Origin of the sequence: Streptomyces sp. NPDC001848, assembly GCF_042891915.1 — a bacterium.
In the GTDB taxonomy this organism is placed as follows: Bacteria; Actinomycetota; Actinomycetes; order Streptomycetales; family Streptomycetaceae; genus Streptomyces.
This window is the reverse complement of sequence record NZ_JBIATP010000002.1, coordinates 440,923-461,319: the sequence shown is the minus strand read 5'-3', so window position 1 is coordinate 461,319 and position 20,397 is coordinate 440,923. Positions and strand designations below refer to the sequence as shown.

Sequence of the window (20,397 nt, the reverse complement as noted above, 5' to 3'; positions counted from 1 at the left end):
CAGCGTACGCGGTCACCGACTGGACAGTACCGATGACGGCCCGTAACCATGGTCCCGCTCGATGTGTGCGGCGGGGCGGGAGCGCGGGAGGTTGCCAATGGTGGCGGACAGCACGGTGGGAACGGGCACGGGCGGTGAGCCGGAGACCTCCGACAGCCTGCGGACGTTCGGCGCGGTGCTCCAGGCCCTGCGCGAGCACGCCGGGATGAGCCGGGCCGAGCTGGCCGAGCACGTCCGCTTCTCCAAACACACGGTGGCCTCGGTGGAGTTGGGACGGCGCATGCCGGACCCGGCCCTCGTGGAGCGGGCGGAGGAGGCCCTGGGCAACACGGGTGTGCTACGGAAGGCGGCGGGCTGCCTGGCGCGGCAGCCGGGACTGGCGGCGTGGTTCCGGCAGTGGGCACGGCTGGAGGCGACCGCCATCAGCCTGTACACGTACGAATGCCGGGTGGTACCGGGCCTGTTGCAGACCGAGGCGTACATGCGGGCGGTGTCGCTGAGCGTGCCGCCGATCCCGGACGAGGAGGAACTGGGCGAGCGGATCGCTGCGCGGCTCGGGCGGCAGGAGCTGCTGTCTACTCGGCGGAAGCCGGCTTGTTCGTTCAGTTTCATCGTTGAGGAGGCGGTGCTGAAACGGGGCACGGGTGGGGCGGAGGTCATGCGGGAGCAGCTGGATCACCTGCTGGACGTGACCGAGCGGCACTGGAATGTGGAGGTGCAGGTCATGCCGTTGTGGGGGCCTGTGCATGCGGGGTTGGACGGTCCGATCCGGCTCGCGGAGACCCCGGAGAACCAGTGGTTCGCTTATTCGGAGGGCCAGCAGAACGGCCGTCTGATCTGCGACCGGAAAGAAATCAGCCTCCTTCAGCACCGGTATGCAAAACTGCGCTCGCAGGCTCTCACCCCCGCAGACTCTCGGGGCCTGCTGGAGCAGATGCGAGGAGCGCTATGAGCAGCAGCAAGTCCGACCTGACCTGGTTCAAGAGCAGCTACAGCGGCTCGCAGGGCGACGACTGCGTGGAGGTCGCCCTCACTCCCGCCACGGTCCACGTCCGGGACTCCAAGGACGAGCAGAGCCTGCAGCTCGCCCTCTCCCCCACGACGTGGGCCGAGTTCCTCTCGTTCATCCGGCCTTCTTGAGCAGCGCCGTGAAGTGGGCGTGCGCGGCGCGCATTTCCGCTTCACGGTCGGCTTTGTAGAAGGGGGCGGTGTAGCCCTCGGGGGGTTCGGAGCGGTCGCCGTTGTTGAAGACGAGGAGGTGCTCGTAGTCCTCCTTGGTCTGGCCGAAGCCGTAGGTGTGGCGGCTGCCCGCGATCTTGCGCTCGTTCGCGTCGAACCACGTGTCGGCGTCGAAGTCCTGCATGATCGGAAAGCGGGACTGGTACATGGCCGTCAGGGCGTCTGCGCTCACGCCCAGCAATACAGCCGCAAGGGCATCGATCTCGACGAGAGCTGCCCGCCGGGCACACTCGGTCCTCAAGGGAGTGGAGCGATTCCAGGTCGGTGTTACCTCATGCAACGGGCTCAGACCGGGCCAATCGCATGCCCAGCCCTCTGACGTCCACACCGGCTCGTACAGCTCTTCCCAGAGGTCGGCGTACGCACTGGTGAGACAGTTGAGTCGCAGAGTCCGCAGCAGCAAGGCGGAAGCAAGCGGGTGGTCTTCTGCGGGTGCGGGCAGTCGGCGTGCGGGAGCCACGTCGAGGTTCCTCACCTTGGAGGTACGCAGCAGGTAGTCCACTGGAATGGAAGACCAGAAGCCGACGGTCAGAGCCGTGCTCCGGCTGTCCCGGAAGGCTCCGCTGCGAATCGCGTCGATGTGGGCGGGTCCCGGTGGCAGGAGGGCGACGTAGAGGCTGCGCTCGGTGTCCGGTGCGATCATCTTCCGCCACGCAACCCGATAGAAGTCCGTGTACGGCCGCCGCGCCTTCTCCTCCAGGTACTCCTCCACCTCCCGCTCGCTGACTTTCTCCAACGGCACCAACCGCCGCTCGGCGACCGCAGCCCGCGCCTTAGCCACCTCATTTTCCGAGGCTCGCAGCTGGGCCAGCACACGGTAGTCGATCCACCGATCCTGCTCGCCCTTGTCCACGTACACGTACTCGGTTTCGGGTACGGCGTCGTCGGCGAGCGTGAGCGGGTTGAGGCCCAGGACCTCACCGCCGCCCTGGCTCGGCTGCTTGAACATGGGGTTGGCCAGGCCCAGTTGGGGGCCCTTAAGGATCACCTCGGACCAGTCGGTCGGCTGGAACACCCGGCCGTCCTCATCGGGGTGGTTGTACTCGATGAGGTCGGCCGCCTTGGCTCCGCTCTCGTGGTAACCGCTGGTGATCTGCGGTTCGTCTCCCAGTCGCACCGGATAGTCGGCCAGCGCTTTGATGGCCTCGGCCTCCGCCGTGCTTACTGGCGACAGCAGCCGCGCCTGCCGAACCGGCTGGTCCTCGTCGCCTGTAAGGCGCTGCCAGAGCGCTAGCGTCTCCTCGTCGACCCGCACGATCCGCTTCTTGTGGGGCCGCTCGTCCCAGCTCCTGCCGTACTTGACCCCCGGGTCGGGCGCAGTGCCGTCATCTTCGTAAGACCCTCGCAAGGCGTCCACTGAGAACAGCCACGACAGGTGATCGAAGCCGATCTCGCCCGCCTCGCCATAGACATGAACACCGAAGTGACTGGCGTGGCCAACCGGCGGCGGGAAGAACCGGTTACTCGCGTTGGCGAAATCACCGTGGACACGCAGCCGTTCATACGCCGCCTCGCGCAGCCGCCCCTCCTTGTCCCCGCTGAAGTGCGAGTCGGGATGGACCAGCCCGACCGTGCCGTCCTTGCCCGTGTGCTCCCACGCCCGGCACATGAACGCTCGGTACAGGTCCGGCTGGGTCCCGGTGAGCAGCGGATACGTCACCTCGGAGGAGAGCATGGCGGCCGTGCCGCTCAGCGTGGCCAGCTCGTCCTTGAGATAGGCGCGGACCTTCTCCGACGCGAGCAGCTCGTCCCGCCTCCGCGTCCGCTCGGCCTTGGCGGGCTTCTCCGTCAGCATGAACCACGGCTCGTACTCGGCGAGGAGCTGGTTCTCCTCCCAGCGGGGCCGCACCCAAGGCGGATTCCCCACCTGCAGATCGAACCCGCCCCGCTCCCCCTGGAAGATGTGCGCGAAGTGCAGCTCCCAGTGGAAGAAGCCCTGCCCGTCGTCGGCCTGTATGTCCTTCTCCGTCGGACCGGCGATGTCCGCCACCGTGGCCAGCCACGGAAACCGGAACGGAATCCGCCCGGCGCTGTCCATGCCCATCTGCGTGTCGAGGTGCCGTTCGAACGCGCCGAGCGCGTCCAGCGCCTCGTCCAACGGCAGCTTGTCGAGCCCGGCGAGGAACGTGTTCTCGGGGATGTCCTGCGTGCCCAGCAGACACTCCAGGAAGTCGAGCCAGTCGTCCAGCGTCTTCAGCGGAATGCACGGCCGCCAGCGGTCGCCCTGGATCCGGGACCTGCGCCCCTTCGTCCCGCCGCCCCTGTGGCCGGCGTCCAGCCCGGCCTCCGGGTCGTCGACCGCCAGCGCCCCCTGCTCCCCGTCCGGGTCGTCGAAGAGTCCCGCCGCCTCCCAGGCCAGATCCCCGGGCGCGGGCCCGTCGGACGGCTCCGGCGCCGAAACCCCGACGTCCGAGCCCTCCGGCTCACCGGCCACCGGCACCGGCACCGGCACGCCCAGCCGAGGCAGGTCCCCCTCCCCCACAAGGGCGCCCCCGGTCTCGTACACGTAGTCCGTGCCGTCCAGCAGGCCGACCTCGTCCAGCGGCCAGAACCACAACGCGCACCACGTGTCCATGACCGTCTTGAGCCGCCAGTAGGGCGTCCCGGTGGCCGTCAGGTCGTCGAGGACCTGCTGCCGGTCGGTGGCCTCCACCGGCTGGTCCTTGAGCCAGTCGGCCTCCCAGACCTCGATGCGCCGGGCGATCTTCCGCTCGGACAGTTCGAGCCGCTTGGCGACCAGGCTCCACAGGAACTCGGCGCGCCGGGCGAACCCTTGCAGCCTGCGCAGATCGGTCTTCTTCTTCGGTGCCTTCTGGACGCCCTTGCGCCAGCGCGCGAGCGCGGTGGCCTCCGCCTCCGCGAGCCGCTTGGCCTCCGGTTCGGCGGCGACCGCGCCCCAGCCGGGCGCGGGCAGCAGGAACTGGTGAACCGCCCCCTCCGGCAGCTCGCCGTCCCGGAACGGCAGATCACGCGGGGGCAGCGGGTCCTTCTTCGCCAGCCATGCCCCGTCCGGCAGGTCCTCCGCCGCGTACACCTTCCGGCTCGCGCCGATCAGTGAGTTGCCGCGCCGCAGGTGCAGTCCGAACCACGGTGCCTGCATGCCGGGGTGCATCGTGTTGAGCCACAGCGACACCTCGGCCAGTTCCACGGCCGTGGCGTTCAGGTCGACGCCGTACGCGTTGTGCAGGGCGATGTAGGCCTTCACCTTCTGCAACTCGGCCAGCCGCTGCTCGGCGTCGACGCGCCGGCCCACCTCCCGCTCCCTCAGGTGCAGGTACTTCTCCGCGAGCTGGTCGATCGCCTCGTTGAGGAACGCCCCGGAGCCGAGGGCCGGTTCGCAGACCTTCCAGCTCAGCAGTTCCCGGGCCGTGGTGTCGTCCTTCAGGCGGTGCTTGAGCGCCAGCTCGACCGTGACCTGCGTCAGGGACCGCGGGGTGTAGTACGACGCCGACGTCTGCCGGTCGCGGCCCGCGAGGCGGTACACGAACGTGCCCCGGGGGTAGGAGGCCCGGCGCAGCACCCCCGTCTCCTTGTCCTCGCGCTGCACGAACACGTCGTCCGGGTAGTTCTGCACCTTGGAGGCGGGGATCATCCAGCTGCCGCCGGACGGGTCGCCGCCCTTCGCCACCTCGTACAGGTCCTCCTCGGCGATGAAGCCGGTGTAGGACATCAGTCCTTCGTACACGGCGCCGAGTTGGTTGATGCCGAGCTGGGCGTAGGAGATGAAGCCGCCGCGCTCCTTCCCCTTGCCCTTGGTCAGCATCAGGCTGCGCAACACGCGGTGCAGGGTCTCGTTGCGCAGACGGGTGTCCAGGTTCCGGTACCGCCCGATCAGCTGGACCGAGCCGTCCTTGAACAGCTCCGAGTGCAGCGGCTCGAAGCGCAGCCCCACATCGGCGCTCAGCTCGGCGTCGCGCCGGAGCCGGGCGGCCTCGCGCAGCCGCTCGTCGTGCTCCCGCTGAGTGACGGCGCCCTCGGCGAGGAGCCGGGCCGCCTCTTTCTCGGCCTCGGTGGCCTCGCGGTCGGCGGCCTCGGCGGCCTGGTCCTCCGGCTCGCTGCCGCGCCTGCGGTGGCCCTGCTGCACCATCCGGAAGAGCAGGTCGAGGGACTCGTACAGGTGGAAACCCCGGCGGGAGCGCTCCCCGACCAGGTCGCGTACGACGAGGTCGCCGAGGCGCTGGAGACCGTAGCCCTGGTTGTACTCGGGGTAGGCGGAGGGCAGGATGCCGAGCGTCGGCTGGGCCTCGGCGTAGAGGAGGAACAGGATCCGGTAGAGGTAGCGCAGCGACTCGCGGCCCAGGCGCTTGGCGAGGCGGGCCGGGTCGTCCAGCTGCTCCGGGGTGACGCCCTGCTCGCGCAGCCTCGCGAGCACCTCGTTGGCGATCCACTCCACCGACTGCCGCAGGCCCTCGCGCAGTTCGGTCGAGACGCCCACCGCGTGCTTGCCGGACTTGTCGACGAAGTCCGCGAGCGGAGCCGTGCCACCCTCCGTCGGGGGCCGCATCGAGTCGGCACCGAACAGAGCGGCGATGGTGTCGAGTTCGCCGCCGTTCCGGTCGTCGCGGCGGTCCAGCGCGATGTCCAGGCTGACGGCGAGGTAGCGGCCCTCGTGCCAGGCCATGCGGTCGGCGAGCACGATCACGCCGCCGACCAGCAGCAGGACGTAACGCGGAGGATCGTCGCATTCGAGGAGGAAGTCGGTGAGTGCCTTGCCGTCCGTGATGAGGGCGGACGCCTCGAGGCGGACCGGGTGGAGCAGGCGGCCGGGTCCGTCCGGGTCCAGGGCCGCGTCGGGCGTGGTGGCCCAGCCGCAGGAGACCGCGGTGACCAGGCCGGGCTCGTGGTGGAGGACCTGGACGGGGTATTCGCGGCCCGAGCGGTGCACGGTCACGGTCTGCTCGTGGGCCTGCGTGAAGCCGAGGGCGCGCAGGGTGGCCAAATGGAGGTCGGTCAGCCGCTTCGCCCAGTCGGCCGGAGCGGGCGCGTCCGGGTCGACGGCGGACGGGGCGTCCTGCTGCAGCGCGGCGCGGTTCGCGAAGTACGGGCCGTGCAGGGCGCGTAGGCCCTCGCGGGGCGTGCGGACGCGCGGAGGCACGGTGGCCGGGTCCTCCCCCAGCCGCTTGGCGTCCTCGACGGCGTCCTGGTGTCGGCGACGCTCCGCCTCCTCGGCCGCCGCCCAGCGGGCCAGCAGGCCGTCCCTGGCCTTGAGGTCCTTGGGCAGAACCTCGGCCAGGTAGTGCGCCGAAAGGTAGTCGCCGTGGTTGACCAGCGAGTCGTACGTCACGTCAGCTCTCCGCGATGGTCGCCGGGGTGGCGGGCCGGGCCGGTTTGTCGAGGACGGCCAGGACCCTCAGCAGGGGGCGGCCCGTGGTCTGCAGCTCGCTCAGGAGACGCGACTGCTTCTGCGCGGTCTCCTCGATCTGGTGCCGCCTACGGCCGGCCGTGCCTGGCAGGGAGTCCTGGTGCCACTCGGTGAGCTGCTTGCGGTACTCCGCGAGGGGCTCCTCGATGAGCGCGTCCCAGGCCTTCCGGGACCGCTCCAGGTGGTCGCGGGCCGCCGAAACGGCCGCGGGAACAAGGGCGGTGAGGCCCGATATGTCCCTGGGCTCGCCCGTCACCGCGAGCCGGGGGTCCACTTGGGCCGCGTCCAGCGCGGCGGACAGGGAGCTGACCACGGGCGTGCTGGGCAGCCCGGTCACCGCCATCCACTGCACCACCGTGGGACGGCCGAGGGCGTTGGAGTAGATGCCCTGGACCAGGAACGTGGGGTGGCGGACGTACGGGGAGGCGATGACCGGCGCCTCCTGCCGGCCGAACTGCACGAGCACCTTGTCCGTGAGCCACTCCACCACGGGATGGATGTCGGTGAGGAAGGAGACGTTCGGCCAGTTCGTGTCCCGGCTGTCGTGGGCGTCCTTCAGCTTGCGCAGGGCGAGGGTGCGGTCGAAGGTGACCAGCATCCGCTCGGCCACGCCCTGCTCCTTGAGGTAGGAGGGCGGCAGGGCCTTGAGGCGGTGCAGCAGGTCGGGGGCCTTGGCCGGGGAGAGGGACAGGTACTCGCCGCCGCCCTCGACCTTGGGGTCCGTGGCGCGGGACAGGCCGATCAGGTCCTCGGCCCGGTCCTCGTACAGCTCGGCCAGGGCCGCGTCCACGAAGGCGGCCGTGTCGCCGCCGAAGAGGCTCGGCACCTCGGCGCGCGCCGGCAGTTCCTGTTCGGTGACGGTGTCCACCTGGCCGAAGAGGTCCGCGAGGAAGCCGTCGTCCTCGGCGCCCGGCGCCGCGTCGAGGAAGTCCTCGACGGTCCCGCCCTCGACGAGTTCGCGGATCAGCCTGCGCTCCTCCTCCTCGGCACGGTAGTAGCCGGTCTCCGCCTCGGCCGTGCCGTTGAGCTTGTGGGCCTCCTCCTCGCGCCGGAGCAGCTTCTCGGCGACCGTGCGGTCGTCCTTGGCGCCGGGGACGGCGGAGGTGAGGATCAGGGCACGGAAGCGTGGCTCGTGCTTCTGGCCGTAGCGGTCGATACGGCCGTTGCGCTGCTCGATGCGGATCAGCGACCACGGGATGTCGTAGTGGATCAGATCGTGGCACTGCCGGTGCAGGTTGACACCCTCGGAAGCGACATCGCCGGTGAACAGCAGCCGTACCGGGTTGTCGGCGAGGCCGAACGCGGCGATGACCTTCTGCTGCTCGTCGTCGCTGAGACCGCCGTGCATCAGGCGCACGGCGGTCGCCTTCTCCGTGGCCTCCGACGGCGGGAAGCCGAGCCGCGGCGGCACGACCTTGGCGAGCCACTTGAGGGTCTGGACGCGCTCGGAGAAGACCACGGCCCGCCTGTCGCTGCCGGGGCCGACACCGATCTCCTTCAGCTGCTCGACCAGTTTGTCCAGCTTCGCCGAGTCCCCGGGGGCGCCGCCGTCGCCGATGGACTCGGTGAGCGTACGCAGCCGGGCGAGGGCCTCCTGCTCGCGCTCGACGGCGGGATCGGGCGCGAGGCCCTTCTCGGCGGCCTCGCCGATCCGCTTGGCGAGGGTCTTCTCGCGGGTGGCGACCGTCTCCTTGAGAGCCACGTGCGAGGACAGGAAGGTCTTCAGCAGGTTGAAGGAGAAGAGCCGGTCCGTGCTGACGGACCTCCTGTCCTGCTCCGCCGTACCGAACTCGGTGCTGGTGGGCGCCGGCGGGAGCCAGTGCTCGGTCAGCTCCGCGAAGATCTTCACTTCCGCCTCGGTGGCCGGGCAGTGCAGGGAGAGGGTGGGGCCGCGGTCCGCCCATTCGTCGCCCAGTTCGTCGCGGACCTCGGGGCTGATCTTCGTACGCCGGATGAAGAGGTGCCCGAGGTCCTTCTCCGGGTCGTAGTGGTCGGGGTTCACGATGGCGGCCGGGTCCAGCAGGGAGATCAGGTCGGCGAAGGACCGCTTGTCGCCGTTGTGCGGGGTGGCGCTGGCCAGCACCAGGGCGTCGGTGCGCGGGGCGAGGATCTCGGCGAGGGCGCGGCGCTGACTGCCTGGGTTGATCAGGTTGTGGGACTCGTCGATCACGACGGCGTCCCACTCGATGCGCTCCAGATGGTGGCGGTACTGGCCGATGTTCTTCAGCGTGTCCACGGAGATGATCACGCGCTTGTAGTGCGTGAACGGATTGCGACCCGCCGGGATCTCGCGCTGGATGCGCTGGATGCCGAGCGAGTCCAGCCGCACGAGCGGGATGGAGAAACGGGTCCACAGCTCGTGCTGGAACTGCTCGAGGACGCTCTGCGGGGTCACGACGAGGATGCGCTCGCCCCGGCCACGGCGGATCAGCTCGGCCAGCAGCAGGCCGATCTCCAGCGTCTTGCCGAGACCGACCACGTCCGCGATCAGGATCCGGGGCTGGAGGTTGCGCATGGACAGCGCCAGCTCGGCCGGTCGCTGCTGGTAGACGAGCGGGTCCAGCAGGAAGCGCCCGGCGAGTGCCAGGCCGCGCTCGGCCTGCGGGAGGGGTGTCTTGCGCAGGACGGCTTCGAGGAACAGGCGGCTGCGGCGGAAGTAGGAAGAGGTGTCGGGGACCAAGCGGGTGTCCTCGGGCTTGAGGAGGTCCACTCTGTCGATCTCCGTGAAGAAGACGGCCTCCTCGTCCCGGACGAACTCCGACACCCCGACGGCCTCGATCATGTCACCGTCGTGGGGTGTGGTCCTGGCCTGTCTGACGAGCCACTCCTCGTCGCGCACAAGGATCTGCGCGCCCGGTGGGTACCTGGTCTCCCCCTCGCCCTGAGCGCGGGCGCTCCCCTGGTCTGCCACCCGTTCTTCCTCCGTGGCCTGCGTGTTCCGTCGCGTGCTGTGCAGAGTCTTTCACGAGGTGGAGTGGGGGCGGGGGGCTCGTGGGGCAGGTGCCGCCCCCCGATCAGCGCCTCGGTCGGGCTCTCGGCTGGAAAGGAGCATCGCGGGCATAGGCGGCGCGGATCCTCTCGGCGATCTGCAGCGGGGTGGAGAGGCGGCCGAGGGAGCTGGGGGAACCTGCGGAGACGCGAACCGGCTCGACATCGGGGGCGGGTGCGGCGCCGACTTCGTCCTCGTTCGGGTCCCGCTCCGTCTCCTCGTCCTGCTCCGTCTGCCGGTCGGATGGAGCGGGCTCGTCGTCCTCGGTGACGGCGGGGTCGGTGACGGCGGGTGCGTAGGTCTCGTCGGGCTGTGGGGGCAGCGGCGGGAACTCGGGCAGCGGCACGAACGGCGTCAGTCCCTCCAGCCGCCGCCTGGCCTGCATCGGCTTCAGCCCGCAGCCGCGGATGACGGCCGCGAGCCGTCGGGTGACCTCGTCCAGCGGGGGCCGGTCCGCGGGGTCGTACGCGAGCATCTCCTCGATCACAGGGCGCAGCGCCGACGGCAGTCCGGACACGTCGGGAGGTGTGTCCGGGTCCTCGATGCGCAGCGCGACCGCCTGCCAGGTGTCGCCGGTGTAGGGGTAGTGGCCGGTGGCGGCGTACAGCAGCACGGCGCCCAGGGCGTAGACGTCTGCGGACCGCTGCAGATCGTGCTCGCCCCGGGCCTGCTCGGGCGGCATGCACAGCACGGACCCGACGACGAAGCCGGTGGCGGTCAGCTGGGTGCGGCGCTCGGCGAGCACGGAGAGGCCGAAATCGATGAGCTTGGGGCCCCGCTCCGACAGCAGGATGTTCTGCGGCTTCAGGTCGCGGTGCAGCAGTCCGGCCCGGTGGACGGTGTCCAGCCCCTCGGCCAGCAGCGCGCCGAGACTGGCCGTCTCGGCGAGGGGGAGCGGACCGCCCGCGGTGATGAACGACCGCAGGTCGGGGCCGTGGACGTAGTCCACGGCGAGCCACGGCTGGTCGGCATGGGCGTCCGCCGCGACGAAGGCCGCGACGCAGGAGCCGAAGACCGTCTTGAGGTTGTCCACCTCGACGACGAACCGCGCCCGCGTCTCCTCGTCGAGAACCGACCGCTTGATCACCTTCACCGCCACCAGGGAGCCACCGATCGACTCGCCGAGGTACACCTGCCCCATACCGCCGGCCCCGATCCGGCCCCGCAGCGTGTACCCGCCGATCTGCGCCGGGTCGTCGTCCCGCAGTGGTTCCACCGGCCGTCTGCCTCCCCCTGAGTATCTGGCCACGCGCGGCGTTCCGGTCGTGCCTCAGCAGGCAGTCTAGTGAGGCGCTTCCCCTTGTGTCCGTCCCGTGGCGAAGGAACGGGCCCGAGGGCGTAGCCGGCCCCCGGGCCCTGAGATGCCACCCATATCGGCACGCCGGCACGCTTGAGGACCCAGGTCAGTCGTCATGTCGCCGCGTCCTGCCTTTGGACCACCGCGCATCGAGCTGCGCGGGCTGGACTTGAACCAGCACTTCGACGTCCCGGGGCCTGGGCCCGGTCGATCCGGCGATCGGCGGCGAATGCTGAGTCTGGAGCGAGAGTCTGAGATTGATCGCGGTCTGCCTCTGCCGAATTGGGCTACCGCGGCCCGGAAGCGCCGCGGGGAGGATTCGAACCTCCGCTGGGACCGCGCAGTCACGACAAGCTTCAGCTTCAGCTTGCGCTCCTCGCGCACCCCGGCCGTCGTTCCTCGTGGCCGGGGAGTTCTCGAGGCTACCCGAACAGGTAGCCGAACACGGCGTCCCCGACGCGCTGGTCGACGACGTCCTGGCCGTTCGCCTCCTCGCGGGCGAACTTGACGGCCTGCTGCAGCTTCTCGACGCGGTCGAGGAGTTCGTTGACCCTCCGGGCGGGCAGGGCGCCGGAGAACTTCACGGTCGTCCAGTAGCCGACGGGCACGTCCTCGTAGTACACCTCGACCTGGGCCGGGTGCTTGTCGGTGGCCTCTGCCTTCACATGGTTGCGGGGCACCTTCTTGGTACGCAGCGTCCGTACCGGCTCGGTCTTCCACGCGTCGGTGGACGGGTCCTGCACCCAGGACTCGGACGCGTCGAGGACCGGCAGCCTGCGGACGAAGGCGTTGAGGTCGACGAGCTGCTTCTCCAGGAAGAGCAGATACGCCACCGGGACGTCGGCGACGAGCACGCGTCCGTCCACCTTCACATCGGCCTTGGCCGTGCAGTTGGCCCAGTCCTTGGTGGCGGTCACATCGAACAGTCGCGTGAGCGTCGCCGCGGTCTGCCGCAGCACGTCCTCGGCCTTCACCTGGACCCGCGTCGACTCGGGCGGCAGCTGCTCGCCCTCTTCGTCCTTCGGCTGGTACGTCCGCGAGATACCGGCCAGCAGTGCGGGCTTCTGCAGCCCGTGGTGAGCGGCCGTCAGGTCCTGATGCGCCTTGGACTTGATGCCCTTCTCGACTGCGATGATCTGGTTGAGTTTCGCCACGGCGCAGAAGGTAGCAGCGAGAAGGCTGCCATCTCGAAGGATTATCGGGCGGCGGATTTGCTCGCCGCGGAGAGGGCGTTCCCGAAGAGTTCCCCGGCCGACGCGGTTGCTTCCACGAGCCTGTCCGGGTCGGCCTCCAGACCCGCCACGATCCCGTCGACGCTCCTCAGACCCGCCCGCTCCAGCAGCCGTTTCTCGTTGGTCACCCACTCCCCTCGTGCGGCGAGAACGGCGTGCGCCGCTTGGGCGGAGGCCACCGCGAGGGCGCCCGCGACCTCCGTGAGACGGCCCTTCGGGGCGTGGTTGGCCTGCGCGTACGCGAGCGTGGCGCGGGCCGTGTCGTACCAGCGCTCGGCAGCGGAGGCACGCAGCTTCCCGGGGTAGGACTGCGGGCACGGCAGTGTGCCCCGCAACACGCGGTTGACGGCGAGCTCCGCCACCACCAGGTAGCTCGGGATACCGGCGAGGTGGAACAGCAGCGGCTCCACGTGGAAGCGGCCCTGCTCGGCCTCCGCGAGCTGATGTTCCACGACGTCGAGGTCGCGGTAGTGCACGTCGACACGCCGGCCTTCGATCGTCAGCCATGCGCCGCCGTTGAAGACTCCGCCGCCCCAGCCGCCGATCTCCGACACCTCTCCCTCCCAGCCGACGGCCCGGAGGTCCCCGGGATCGAACCGGCCCCGGTAGTAGATGGCCAGGTCCCAGTCGCTGTCCGGGCCGTGGATGCCCTGGGCGCGGGATCCGCCGAGGGCCACGGCGCGGACGGTGGGGAGTGCGGCCAGGCAGTCCGCGACGTCAGCGAGGAACGCGTCGTCGTCTCTGGTCACCTGCGCGTCTCCCTCAAGGTCGGGTCACCTGTCGCCGCCTCCGCCGTCTCGTGCACCAAGCGCCTTCGTCGGAGGTACGGACACCCAAGGTAGCCAGGCGGCGGGCGTACGTCCGCCGGGATTCCGGGTCGGGTGGCCGGAATCCTGAGGCGGGCGCGGGAGGCGGGCGCAGGCGCGGAATTCGGGCGCAGGCGCGGGAGGCGGGTGCAGGCGGGGAATTCGGGCACGGGCGCGGGAGGCGGTGCGGGCGGGGAATTCGGGTGCGGGCGGCGTGCCGAATCCGGATGATCGGTGGGCGGCCGTTCGATCGCCGCACGGTCCGTCCGAACCGACAGCCGTTCTTCGGGAGGCCTCATGCTGAAGCGCGTCACCGTGCCCACCCTGTTCCCGCCGCCCCGCTACGCGCACGCGTCCGTGGTGGAGGCGGGGACCCGGCTCGCATTCCTCGCCGGGTCCGTGCCGCTCGACGCCGACGGGAAGCTCGTCGGTGAGGGCGATCCGGTGCGCCAGACGCGGCAGGTGCTCGCCAACCTGGAGGAGCAGTTGCGGGCGGTGGGCAGTGACATGGCGCACGTCGTGTCGACGGAGGTGTACGTGGTGAGCGGTGACACCGCGGTGCTCTCCGCGGTCTGGGAGGTCGTCGAGGCCTCGGGGCTCAGCACCGGGCCGCACTCCTCGACGCTGATCGGCGTGGCGTGCCTGGGGTATGCCGGGCAGTTGGTGGAGATCACGGCGACGGCCGTCGTTCCCTAGGGTTCCGTCGTGGAAGGTCCTCAGAGCGCCTGGCGTCGGGCGGGGGGACCTCACCTCCGCCCCCACTCCCTCCGCTTCGGCAGTGGCTTTGCCCAGCTGCCGGCTCGGCTCGTGGTCAGGCCCAGGGACACCAGCGACTCCGCCAGCTTCACCGCCGCGGCCACTCCGTCGACCACCGGCAGCCCCAGCTTGTCGCTCACCGCCCGTTGCAGCCCGGTCATCCCGGCGCAGCCCAGGATCAGGACCTCGGCGCCGGCCTCGCGGGCCCGCTCCGCGGCGATCACGAAGGCCTCCTCGGTGCGGGCCGTGTCGCCGAGCTCCAGGACGCCGATGCCGGTCGCGACCACGGCGGCGCAGTTCTGCAGGACGCCCGCCGTGTACAGGCTGTCCTCGATCTGGCCACGTGAGCGTTCCAGGGTGGTGACGACCCCGTACCGCCGCCCGAGCAGGCACGCCAGATGGGCCGCGGCTTCGGTGATGTCGACGACCGGCACGTCCAGCAGTTCCCGCGCGCCCTCGCGGCCGTGCTCTCCGAAGCCTGCCATGACCACGGCGTCGTACGGGCCCTCGTGGGTGCGCAGTGCGTCAAGGACGGCGGCGGCCGAGAGGTAGCTGTCGAGCCAGCCCTCCGCGGACTCCGGCCCCCACGCGGGGGTCAGTCCGGTCACGGTGGTGCCCGGGCCGGCGGCGGCCCGGGCACCACGGAGGATCTCCTCGGTCATCTCCTGCGTGGTGTTGCAGTTGGTGACGACGATCCGCACGCTCAGCCCTCCACGACGACGGCGGCCGGGGCGGGCTGGGCCGCGGCGCGTTCGGAGCGGCAGAGAATCGCGTAGAGCGCCGCGGAGAGCGCTGTCCCGATGAACCACGAGTACGGGGCCACGGCGCTGAAGTCCTTGACCAGCGCGAGTACCGCCGCGACCGCCGCCGAGGGCAGGAAGGCCCAGAGCGCCTTGGGGTTGACACCCTTGCGGTAGTGGTAGCGGGACCCGGGTTCGGCGCTGAAGAGCTGGTCGACGTCGATGCGGCCGCGCTTGACCCAGTGGTAGTCGAGCATGATCACACCGAACAGCGGGCCAAGGAAGGCGCCGAGGCCGCCGAGGAAGTAGTTGACGACGGTGGGGTTGGAGAAGAGGTTCCAGGGGGTGACGACCAGCGCGGCGACCGTGCTGATCATGCCGCCGACCTTGAAGCTGATCTTCTGTGGCCACACGTTGGCCAGGTCGTACGCCGGTGAGACGAAGTTGGCGACGATGTTGACGCCCATGGTGGCGACGGCGAAGGTGAAGGCCGCCAGGACCAGCACCCAGGTGTTGCCGATCTTCGCGACGAGCATCGCCGGGTCGGTGACGGCCTCGCCGAACACCTTGATGGAACCGGCCGTGACGATGACCGACACGATCACGAAGGCCGTCGAGTTGACCGGCAGGCCCCAGAAGTTGCCGCGCTTGACGGTCCTGTAGCCGGGCGCGAAGCGGGAGAAGTCGCAGAAGTTGAGCATCAGGGTGCCGTAGGTGGCGAGGATGAGCCCGACGGCGCCGAACCACTGCCGCCACTGCTCGCCCACGGAGACCGGGTGCGGGGTGGAGGTGAGCGAGATGCTCCAGTCGGCCTTCGCGAGGATCCAGACCGCCAGCGCGATCATCACCAGCCAGATGGCGGGACCGCAGAAGTCCTGGAACTTCCGTACCGACTCCATGCCCTGGCTGATGATCAGAGCCTGGATCAGCCACAGCGCGACGAACGACGTCCAGCCGAGCGCGTTGAGGCCGAGGAAGGAGTGGTGGGTCCACGACGTCAGGCCCGGCCAGGCCGCGAGCAGCATGACGTTGACGGCGACCGACGCGAGGTAGGTCTGGATGCCGTACCACATGATGGCGATCACGGCCCTGATCAGGGCGGGGATGTTGGCGCCCCAGACCCCGAAGCTGATCCGGCTGACGACCGGGAACGGGACCCCGTGCCGCTGGCCGATCCTGCCCATCATGTTCATTCCGAGGTAGATGAGGACGAAGCCGACGAGCAGGGAGGTGAAGATCTGCCAGACGTTCATGCCGAGGACCAGCAGGCCGGCGGCGAAGGTGTAGTTGCCGAGGTTGTGGACGTCGGACATCCACATGGCGAACAGATCGAACACCTTCCACTTGCGCTCGGCGGCGGGGGCCAGGTCTTCGTTGGTGAGGCGGGGGTCGGGGACGAACGCTGGGGCGCCGGTGGCTTCGGCGCGGTCGGCGAGGGACACGGGGCCTCCATGGGCGAGGGGACGGAGGGGCTCCAGCGACTCGTTTGGTATACCAAACTGCGGTCATGGTCTCGCCGTCAACCGTTCCGACCGATGTCCGCCCCGTTACGGCTCCGTAAAAGGCCCCCCGAGTCGGCGAAGATGACCCCATGACGAAGATCGAACCCCTGGGTGCGGTGCGCGAGCGGGTGCTGGCCACGCTGCGGCAGGAGATCATCGCCGGCCGGCTGCGCCCCGGTGACCGCTTGGTGGAGCGGGACCTCGCCGAGCGGTTCGGGGTCTCCCGCGTCCCGGTCCGCGAGGCGATCCGCGCACTGGTCGCCGAGGGGTTCGTGCTCTTCGAGACACCCCGCAGAACCGTCGTGCGGCGACTGACCCCGACCGACGTCAAGGAGCTCTTCGAGCTGCGTGAGGCCCTCGAGGTCTACGCGGCCGGGCTCGCCTCGGCCCGGGCGAGCGAGAAGGACCTGATGGAACTGGCGGAGCTGCTGGACCAGGCGGCTGCCGCGACCGCCGCCGGCGACGCAGAGACGATCACCGACATCAACACCCGCTTCCACGACCGGATCCTCGCCATGGCCGGCAACAGCCTGCTGATCTCGGTCATGGAACCGGTCGACGGACGACTGCGCTGGCTCACCCGGCAGAACGAGGAGTGGCCCCAACTCCTGACCGAACACCGCGAGCTGTACGAGGCGATCGCCTCCGGCGACCCGGACCGTGCCCGCGCCCACGCCCTCGCCCATGTGCGCGCCAACTACCGCTCCACGGTGCGGCACCTGTTCGGAGACGGCGTGCTGCCGTAGACACGTCGCCTACGGCTTGACCGGCAACCCCGCCGCGTCCGCCGCGGCGCGCAGTACGTCCCGCAGCATCTGAGGCGTGAGCCGTCCTGTGAAGGTGTTGCGCTGGCTGACGTGGAAGCAGCCGAAGAGTTCCAGTCCTTCCAGTGACACCCGGGCCCCGTGCCCGAAGGCGGGCCTCGGCCGGGGCACCGCCCAGCCCGCCTCACCGAGCGCGGTCAGTGCGGCCTGCCAGCCGAAGGAGCCCAGCGCGACCACGGACCGCAGCGACGGGCGCAGCAGCCGCAGCTCCTGCACGAGCCACGGTCGACAGGTGTCCCGCTCCTCGGGCGTCGGCTTGTTGGCGGGCGGGGCGCAGTGCACTGGGGCGGTGACGCGCACGCCGTACAGCTCCAGGCCGTCGTCGGCGGACACCGACGTGGGCTGCGACGCCAGGCCCACCTCGTGCAGCGCCGCGTACAGCACGTCCCCGGACCGGTCTCCGGTGAACATCCGCCCGGTCCGGTTTCCGCCGTGGGCCGCGGGGGCGAGGCCGATGACGAGCAGCCGGGCATCCGGCGGCCCGAAGCCCGGCACCGGCCGCCCCCAGTACGTCCAGTCGGCGAACGCGGCCCGCTTGGTGGAGGCCACCTCCTCGCGCCATGCGACCAGGCGTGGGCAGGCACGGCATCCCGTGATCCGCTCGTCCAACCGGGCGAGGCTGCTGCTGTCCATGCCTCCACGGTAGGGCCGAGCGAGGGCGACCCGACCGGCACCCGGCTGCCAGGCGCCTCACTCGCGGAAAAGGCGTCCGGTCCACCCGGCTCGGCGAGCTAAGGTCGGGAGCATGGCTTGGGAAGGTGCGGACCAGGAGACGACGGTCGGGACCGAGGGGACCCGCGCGGCTGCGACCGGGCGGAACGCCGAGGCGCGTCGCAGTGGTGAGGGGAGCCGGCGGGGCTCCGGCAGCACGGACCCGGACGTCCGAGCCACCGACGCACGGCCCTCCCCAGAGCCGAAGGACGCCAAGCCGAAGGACGCCGAGCCGAAGGACGCCAAGCCGAAGGACGCTGGACCGACGGGCGCCGAACCGGCCGCCGTGGACCCGAAGGCCGCCGCCGCGGTGGCCGCCGCCGAGGCGGCCGGCCCCGGGAACGGGGAGAGTGTCCGCATCGACAGCTGGATCTGGTCCGTACGGCTCGTCAAGACCCGCTCGATCGGTGCCGCCGCCTGCCGGGGCGGGCATGTGCGGGTGAACGGTGAGCGCGTGAAGCCCGCGTACAACGTGCGCATCGGCGACGAGGTGCGCCTCAGGCACGAGGGCCGGGAGCGGGTCGTCGTCGTGAAGCGTCTGATCCGCAAGCGCGTCGGCGCCCCGGTGGCCGTGCAGTGCTACATCGACAACAGCCCGCCCCCGCCGCCCCGCGAGACCGTCGCCCCCGCAGGTGTCCGCGACCGAGGCACGGGCCGGCCGACCAAGCGCGACCGCCGCGAAATCGAGCGCCTCCGGGGCCTGGCCGCGACCGCGGGCGGTGGCTTCGCGAGCGGCTCGGGCACGCAGGGCCGGTCCGGCGGCCGGAGCCGGACCAAGGGTGGGAGCTGAGCTACCCCTCCCGCATCGCCCTCACCCATATCCGGTCATCCGTCAGATACCTGTCCACGCGCAGCCCTGCCTCCGCCAGCGCCTCCTCGAACTGCTGTCTGCTCAACGGCCGGGAGAGGAACGTCTGAGTCCAGGTCGCGTCCGGGAAGTCGTACTCGGCGCGCACCGAGTCGACCCCGTCTCCCACCGGCTCCGCGGACACGATCCGCACCGTGAAGCCACTCGGGTCCACCCGCTCACGTGGCACGTTCGTGTGGTAGTCCTCGCCCTCCCGCTGGATCAGCACGCACCCGCCGTCGGCCACGTGCCGGGCGCACGTCCGCAGCAAACCTCTGCGCACTTCGACATCCCCGGCGTGGACGAGGAACGACGCGAGCAGCACCACATCGAACCTCTCACCCAGGTCCAGGGCCTCGATCGGGCTGCATATCGTGCGCGCGCCGCGCACCCGCTCCAGCATCTCCGGTGACTCGTCCACCGCGGTGACCGCGAAGCCGCGCTCCAGCAGTGGATGGGTCACCCTGCCCACCCCGCTGCCGAGTTCCAGGATGTGGGCGCCCACCGGTGCGGCCGCGGCAACGATGTCCGGCTCGTCCCCGGGCGGTAATCGTGAGTACAGCTCGACCGCACAGCCATCGGGTGTGATCACGCCGGGGCCCGTGCCCCCGTAGCCGGTCCGCGTCTTCTGCTCCATGCCCGTCCAACGGGCCGCCGCATGTGCCCCGTTCCCCAACCGCTGTCACCCGATGGGGTGAAAGGTTCGAGGGTTGAGCGGTGTCACAGCGCGAACCAGCCGTGACCCCCGTACCAGTGCCCGCCCGCCCGCAGATGATCCACCACCGCCCGCTCCACACTGCTGCGCCGGGGCAGCTCCCCGACCGGCAGCTCCGGGTCGCCGAAGACGAAGCCGACCGGTGCCCCGTCGTCCGGTGTCGTGTCCTGGTGGGCGAGCTGGAATCGGTCCTGGAAGCGGATGATGTTGGAGTCCGCCGGCAGATACCGCCTGAGCTGCGGATCGAGCAGCCAGGAGTGGCACACGGCGATCTCGTGACGCTCGTCCGGGTAGTGCTCGGCGAAGAAGGCCCGGGCCAGTGTCAGGGACCGCTCACAGGCGGACGGCGACAGCGGGCCCCGGAAGTCGGGTATGTGCAGGCTCAGACAGTGGTCGCCGGGCCCGAGCGCCCGGCCCGCCGCGGCGACGGCCTGCCCCGTGCGTCGCCCCAGCCGCGCCCGCTGGAACTGCAGCCGCCCCAGTTGGAACAGCTCCCCATGGAAGTGCAGCGCGATCCACCAGGGGAACGGCAAACCGCCCGTGCCGCGGCGTCGGCGGTGCACCGCCATGTGCCGGCCGAGGTCGGCGAGCGTGCGCCGGGACACCTCCTCCGGGATGCCGCGCTCGCGGTGGTACGCCCGCACGTACGGCAGCGCCGCGACGAAGACGAACACGGGGAACAGCCGTCCGAGTGGTCCCGCCGACGCGGGGAACTGTGGTGGCTCCCAGCCCTTGCCGATCTCCCCCATGTCCCGGACCAAGCGGGCGACGCACCGCTCCAGCAGCGTCACCGCCTCCGGGTCCCGGCGGAGCCGGGCGCACTGGGCGACGAGTTCGTTGATGTCCTCGTGCGGAACGGACAGCTCCAGCAGGACGTCGGGCAGCTCGTCCGCGTCGGGCAGGGCGGCCCGCACGCGCGTCTCACCGTCGCTGTCGAGGTCGCTCAGCCACTCGGCGAGCCGCGCGTCAGCCCGCAGCGTCCGAAGCAGCACCGTCGCCTCCCCGCACGGACCCGGCCCTCGCTGTTCGCGGACGCCCGGTTCCGGTCGCCGTCCCATGGTGAACATGCACCACGGAGGGTACTGGTGCCTTGAGGAGCAGTGATGGCGATGCGTACGGGCAGTGAACCGACGACGGCCCGCAGTGCACTGCGGGCCCGCTTCTGGCTGAGCCTGTGGGGTCTGGTGTGGGCCACCTTCGGCATGGTGGTGTTCGCGCTCCTCGGCCGGCCGGGCTGGGCGGCAGCGTGCGGTGCGCTGTGGCTGGTCGTGGCCGCGGACATGACCATGATCGTGCGGCACATCCGTCAGGGCCCTCACTGGCAGCCGGGACGCGATGTCCCGCCGTACCCGCCGCCGGAAGGCCGCGGCCGGTAGC

16 protein-coding genes are annotated in these 20,397 nt (G+C 70.6%); 6 read left to right on the top strand and 10 right to left on the bottom strand.

Annotation, left to right across the window (positions count from 1 at the left end; genetic code table 11):
* Nucleotides 1-97 precede the first annotated feature (97 nt).
* A complete protein-coding gene (locus ACFYZJ_RS05140) occupies nucleotides 98-952 on the top strand; it encodes a Scr1 family TA system antitoxin-like transcriptional regulator (RefSeq protein WP_388562985.1) in 855 nt (284 codons plus the stop codon).
* Nucleotides 949-1,140, top strand: a complete 192-nt coding sequence (locus ACFYZJ_RS05135) for a DUF397 domain-containing protein (protein WP_388562983.1) — start codon at nucleotides 949-951, stop codon at nucleotides 1,138-1,140. Before ACFYZJ_RS05140 ends, ACFYZJ_RS05135 begins: the two co-directional genes overlap by 4 nt.
* Here the strand turns inward: ACFYZJ_RS05135 and ACFYZJ_RS05130 are convergent.
* From ACFYZJ_RS05130 to ACFYZJ_RS05110, 5 genes are all read right to left on the bottom strand, one after another.
* A complete protein-coding gene (locus ACFYZJ_RS05130; protein ID WP_388562981.1) occupies nucleotides 1,124-6,523 on the bottom strand; it encodes an Eco57I restriction-modification methylase domain-containing protein in 5,400 nt (1,799 codons plus the stop codon). The genes ACFYZJ_RS05135 and ACFYZJ_RS05130 overlap by 17 nt on opposite strands.
* A 1-nt stretch (nucleotide 6,524) precedes the next feature.
* Complete coding sequence (locus tag ACFYZJ_RS05125) at nucleotides 6,525-9,512, bottom strand: SNF2-related protein (RefSeq protein ID WP_388562979.1); 2,988 nt, start codon at nucleotides 9,510-9,512, stop codon at nucleotides 6,525-6,527.
* 103 nt (nucleotides 9,513-9,615) lie between these two features.
* Nucleotides 9,616-10,806 carry a serine/threonine-protein kinase gene (locus ACFYZJ_RS05120; RefSeq protein ID WP_388562977.1) on the bottom strand — a complete coding sequence of 397 codons (1,191 nt, stop codon included), beginning with the start codon at nucleotides 10,804-10,806 and terminating at the stop codon, nucleotides 9,616-9,618.
* Nucleotides 10,807-11,309: 503 nt separating this feature from the next.
* Nucleotides 11,310-12,041, bottom strand: a complete 732-nt coding sequence (locus ACFYZJ_RS05115; protein ID WP_388562975.1) for a hypothetical protein — start codon at nucleotides 12,039-12,041, stop codon at nucleotides 11,310-11,312.
* Between the two features lie 41 nt (nucleotides 12,042-12,082).
* Nucleotides 12,083-12,868, bottom strand: coding sequence for a nucleotidyltransferase domain-containing protein (locus tag ACFYZJ_RS05110; RefSeq protein WP_388562973.1), 786 nt, complete (start codon nucleotides 12,866-12,868; stop codon nucleotides 12,083-12,085).
* Between the two features lie 354 nt (nucleotides 12,869-13,222).
* Between ACFYZJ_RS05110 and ACFYZJ_RS05105 the strand changes: the two genes are divergently transcribed.
* Nucleotides 13,223-13,621, top strand: a complete 399-nt coding sequence (locus tag ACFYZJ_RS05105; RefSeq protein WP_388562971.1) for a RidA family protein — start codon at nucleotides 13,223-13,225, stop codon at nucleotides 13,619-13,621.
* Nucleotides 13,622-13,671: 50 nt separating this feature from the next.
* Here ACFYZJ_RS05105 and ACFYZJ_RS05100 read toward each other — a convergent pair whose 3' ends face one another.
* Nucleotides 13,672-14,382 (bottom strand): aspartate/glutamate racemase family protein, encoded by a 711-nt coding sequence (locus ACFYZJ_RS05100; RefSeq protein WP_388562969.1) that lies wholly within the window; start codon nucleotides 14,380-14,382, stop codon nucleotides 13,672-13,674.
* Between the two features lie 2 nt (nucleotides 14,383-14,384).
* The gene (locus tag ACFYZJ_RS05095) at nucleotides 14,385-15,863 is read right to left on the bottom strand and encodes an NCS1 family nucleobase:cation symporter-1 (RefSeq protein WP_388562967.1); all 1,479 of its coding nucleotides are present in this window, start codon (nucleotides 15,861-15,863) and stop codon (nucleotides 14,385-14,387) included.
* Between the two features lie 149 nt (nucleotides 15,864-16,012).
* Here ACFYZJ_RS05095 and ACFYZJ_RS05090 point away from each other — a divergent pair, with 149 nt between their 5' ends.
* Nucleotides 16,013-16,669 carry a GntR family transcriptional regulator gene (locus tag ACFYZJ_RS05090; RefSeq protein WP_388562965.1) on the top strand — a complete coding sequence of 219 codons (657 nt, stop codon included), beginning with the start codon at nucleotides 16,013-16,015 and terminating at the stop codon, nucleotides 16,667-16,669.
* Between the two features lie 9 nt (nucleotides 16,670-16,678).
* Here the strand turns inward: ACFYZJ_RS05090 and ACFYZJ_RS05085 are convergent, their stop codons facing one another.
* Nucleotides 16,679-17,380, bottom strand: a complete 702-nt coding sequence (locus ACFYZJ_RS05085; protein WP_388562963.1) for a uracil-DNA glycosylase — start codon at nucleotides 17,378-17,380, stop codon at nucleotides 16,679-16,681.
* A gap of 364 nt (nucleotides 17,381-17,744) precedes the next feature.
* Between ACFYZJ_RS05085 and ACFYZJ_RS05080 the strand changes: the two genes are divergently transcribed.
* Nucleotides 17,745-18,248, top strand: a complete 504-nt coding sequence (locus ACFYZJ_RS05080) for an RNA-binding S4 domain-containing protein (protein ID WP_388563380.1) — start codon at nucleotides 17,745-17,747, stop codon at nucleotides 18,246-18,248.
* Between the two features lies 1 nt (nucleotide 18,249).
* On the opposite strand, the gene ACFYZJ_RS05075 is transcribed toward ACFYZJ_RS05080, so the two are convergent.
* Nucleotides 18,250-18,942 (bottom strand): class I SAM-dependent methyltransferase, encoded by a 693-nt coding sequence (locus ACFYZJ_RS05075; protein WP_388562961.1) that lies wholly within the window; start codon nucleotides 18,940-18,942, stop codon nucleotides 18,250-18,252.
* Between the two features lie 83 nt (nucleotides 18,943-19,025).
* Nucleotides 19,026-20,012, bottom strand: coding sequence for an acyltransferase domain-containing protein (locus tag ACFYZJ_RS05070; RefSeq protein WP_388562959.1), 987 nt, complete (start codon nucleotides 20,010-20,012; stop codon nucleotides 19,026-19,028).
* A gap of 111 nt (nucleotides 20,013-20,123) precedes the next feature.
* Between ACFYZJ_RS05070 and ACFYZJ_RS05065 the strand changes: the two genes are divergently transcribed.
* Nucleotides 20,124-20,396, top strand: a complete 273-nt coding sequence (locus ACFYZJ_RS05065) for a DUF6343 family protein (RefSeq protein ID WP_388562957.1) — start codon at nucleotides 20,124-20,126, stop codon at nucleotides 20,394-20,396.
* Nucleotide 20,397: the final 1 nt, after the last annotated feature.

Bases quoted from the DNA above. Each gene is read 5' to 3' on its own strand.
- ACFYZJ_RS05140 (WP_388562985.1), top strand. From the start codon at position 98: ATGGTGGCGGACAGCACGGTGGGAACGGGCACGGGCGGTGAGCCGGAG.
- ACFYZJ_RS05135 (WP_388562983.1), top strand. From the start codon at position 949: ATGAGCAGCAGCAAGTCCGACCTGACCTGGTTCAAGAGCAGCTACAGC.
- ACFYZJ_RS05105 (WP_388562971.1), top strand. From the start codon at position 13,223: ATGCTGAAGCGCGTCACCGTGCCCACCCTGTTCCCGCCGCCCCGCTAC.
- ACFYZJ_RS05090 (WP_388562965.1), top strand. From the start codon at position 16,013: ATGACGAAGATCGAACCCCTGGGTGCGGTGCGCGAGCGGGTGCTGGCC.
- ACFYZJ_RS05085 (WP_388562963.1), bottom strand. From the start codon at position 17,380: ATGGACAGCAGCAGCCTCGCCCGGTTGGACGAGCGGATCACGGGATGC.
- ACFYZJ_RS05075 (WP_388562961.1), bottom strand. From the start codon at position 18,942: ATGGAGCAGAAGACGCGGACCGGCTACGGGGGCACGGGCCCCGGCGTG.
- ACFYZJ_RS05065 (WP_388562957.1), top strand. From the start codon at position 20,124: ATGGCGATGCGTACGGGCAGTGAACCGACGACGGCCCGCAGTGCACTG.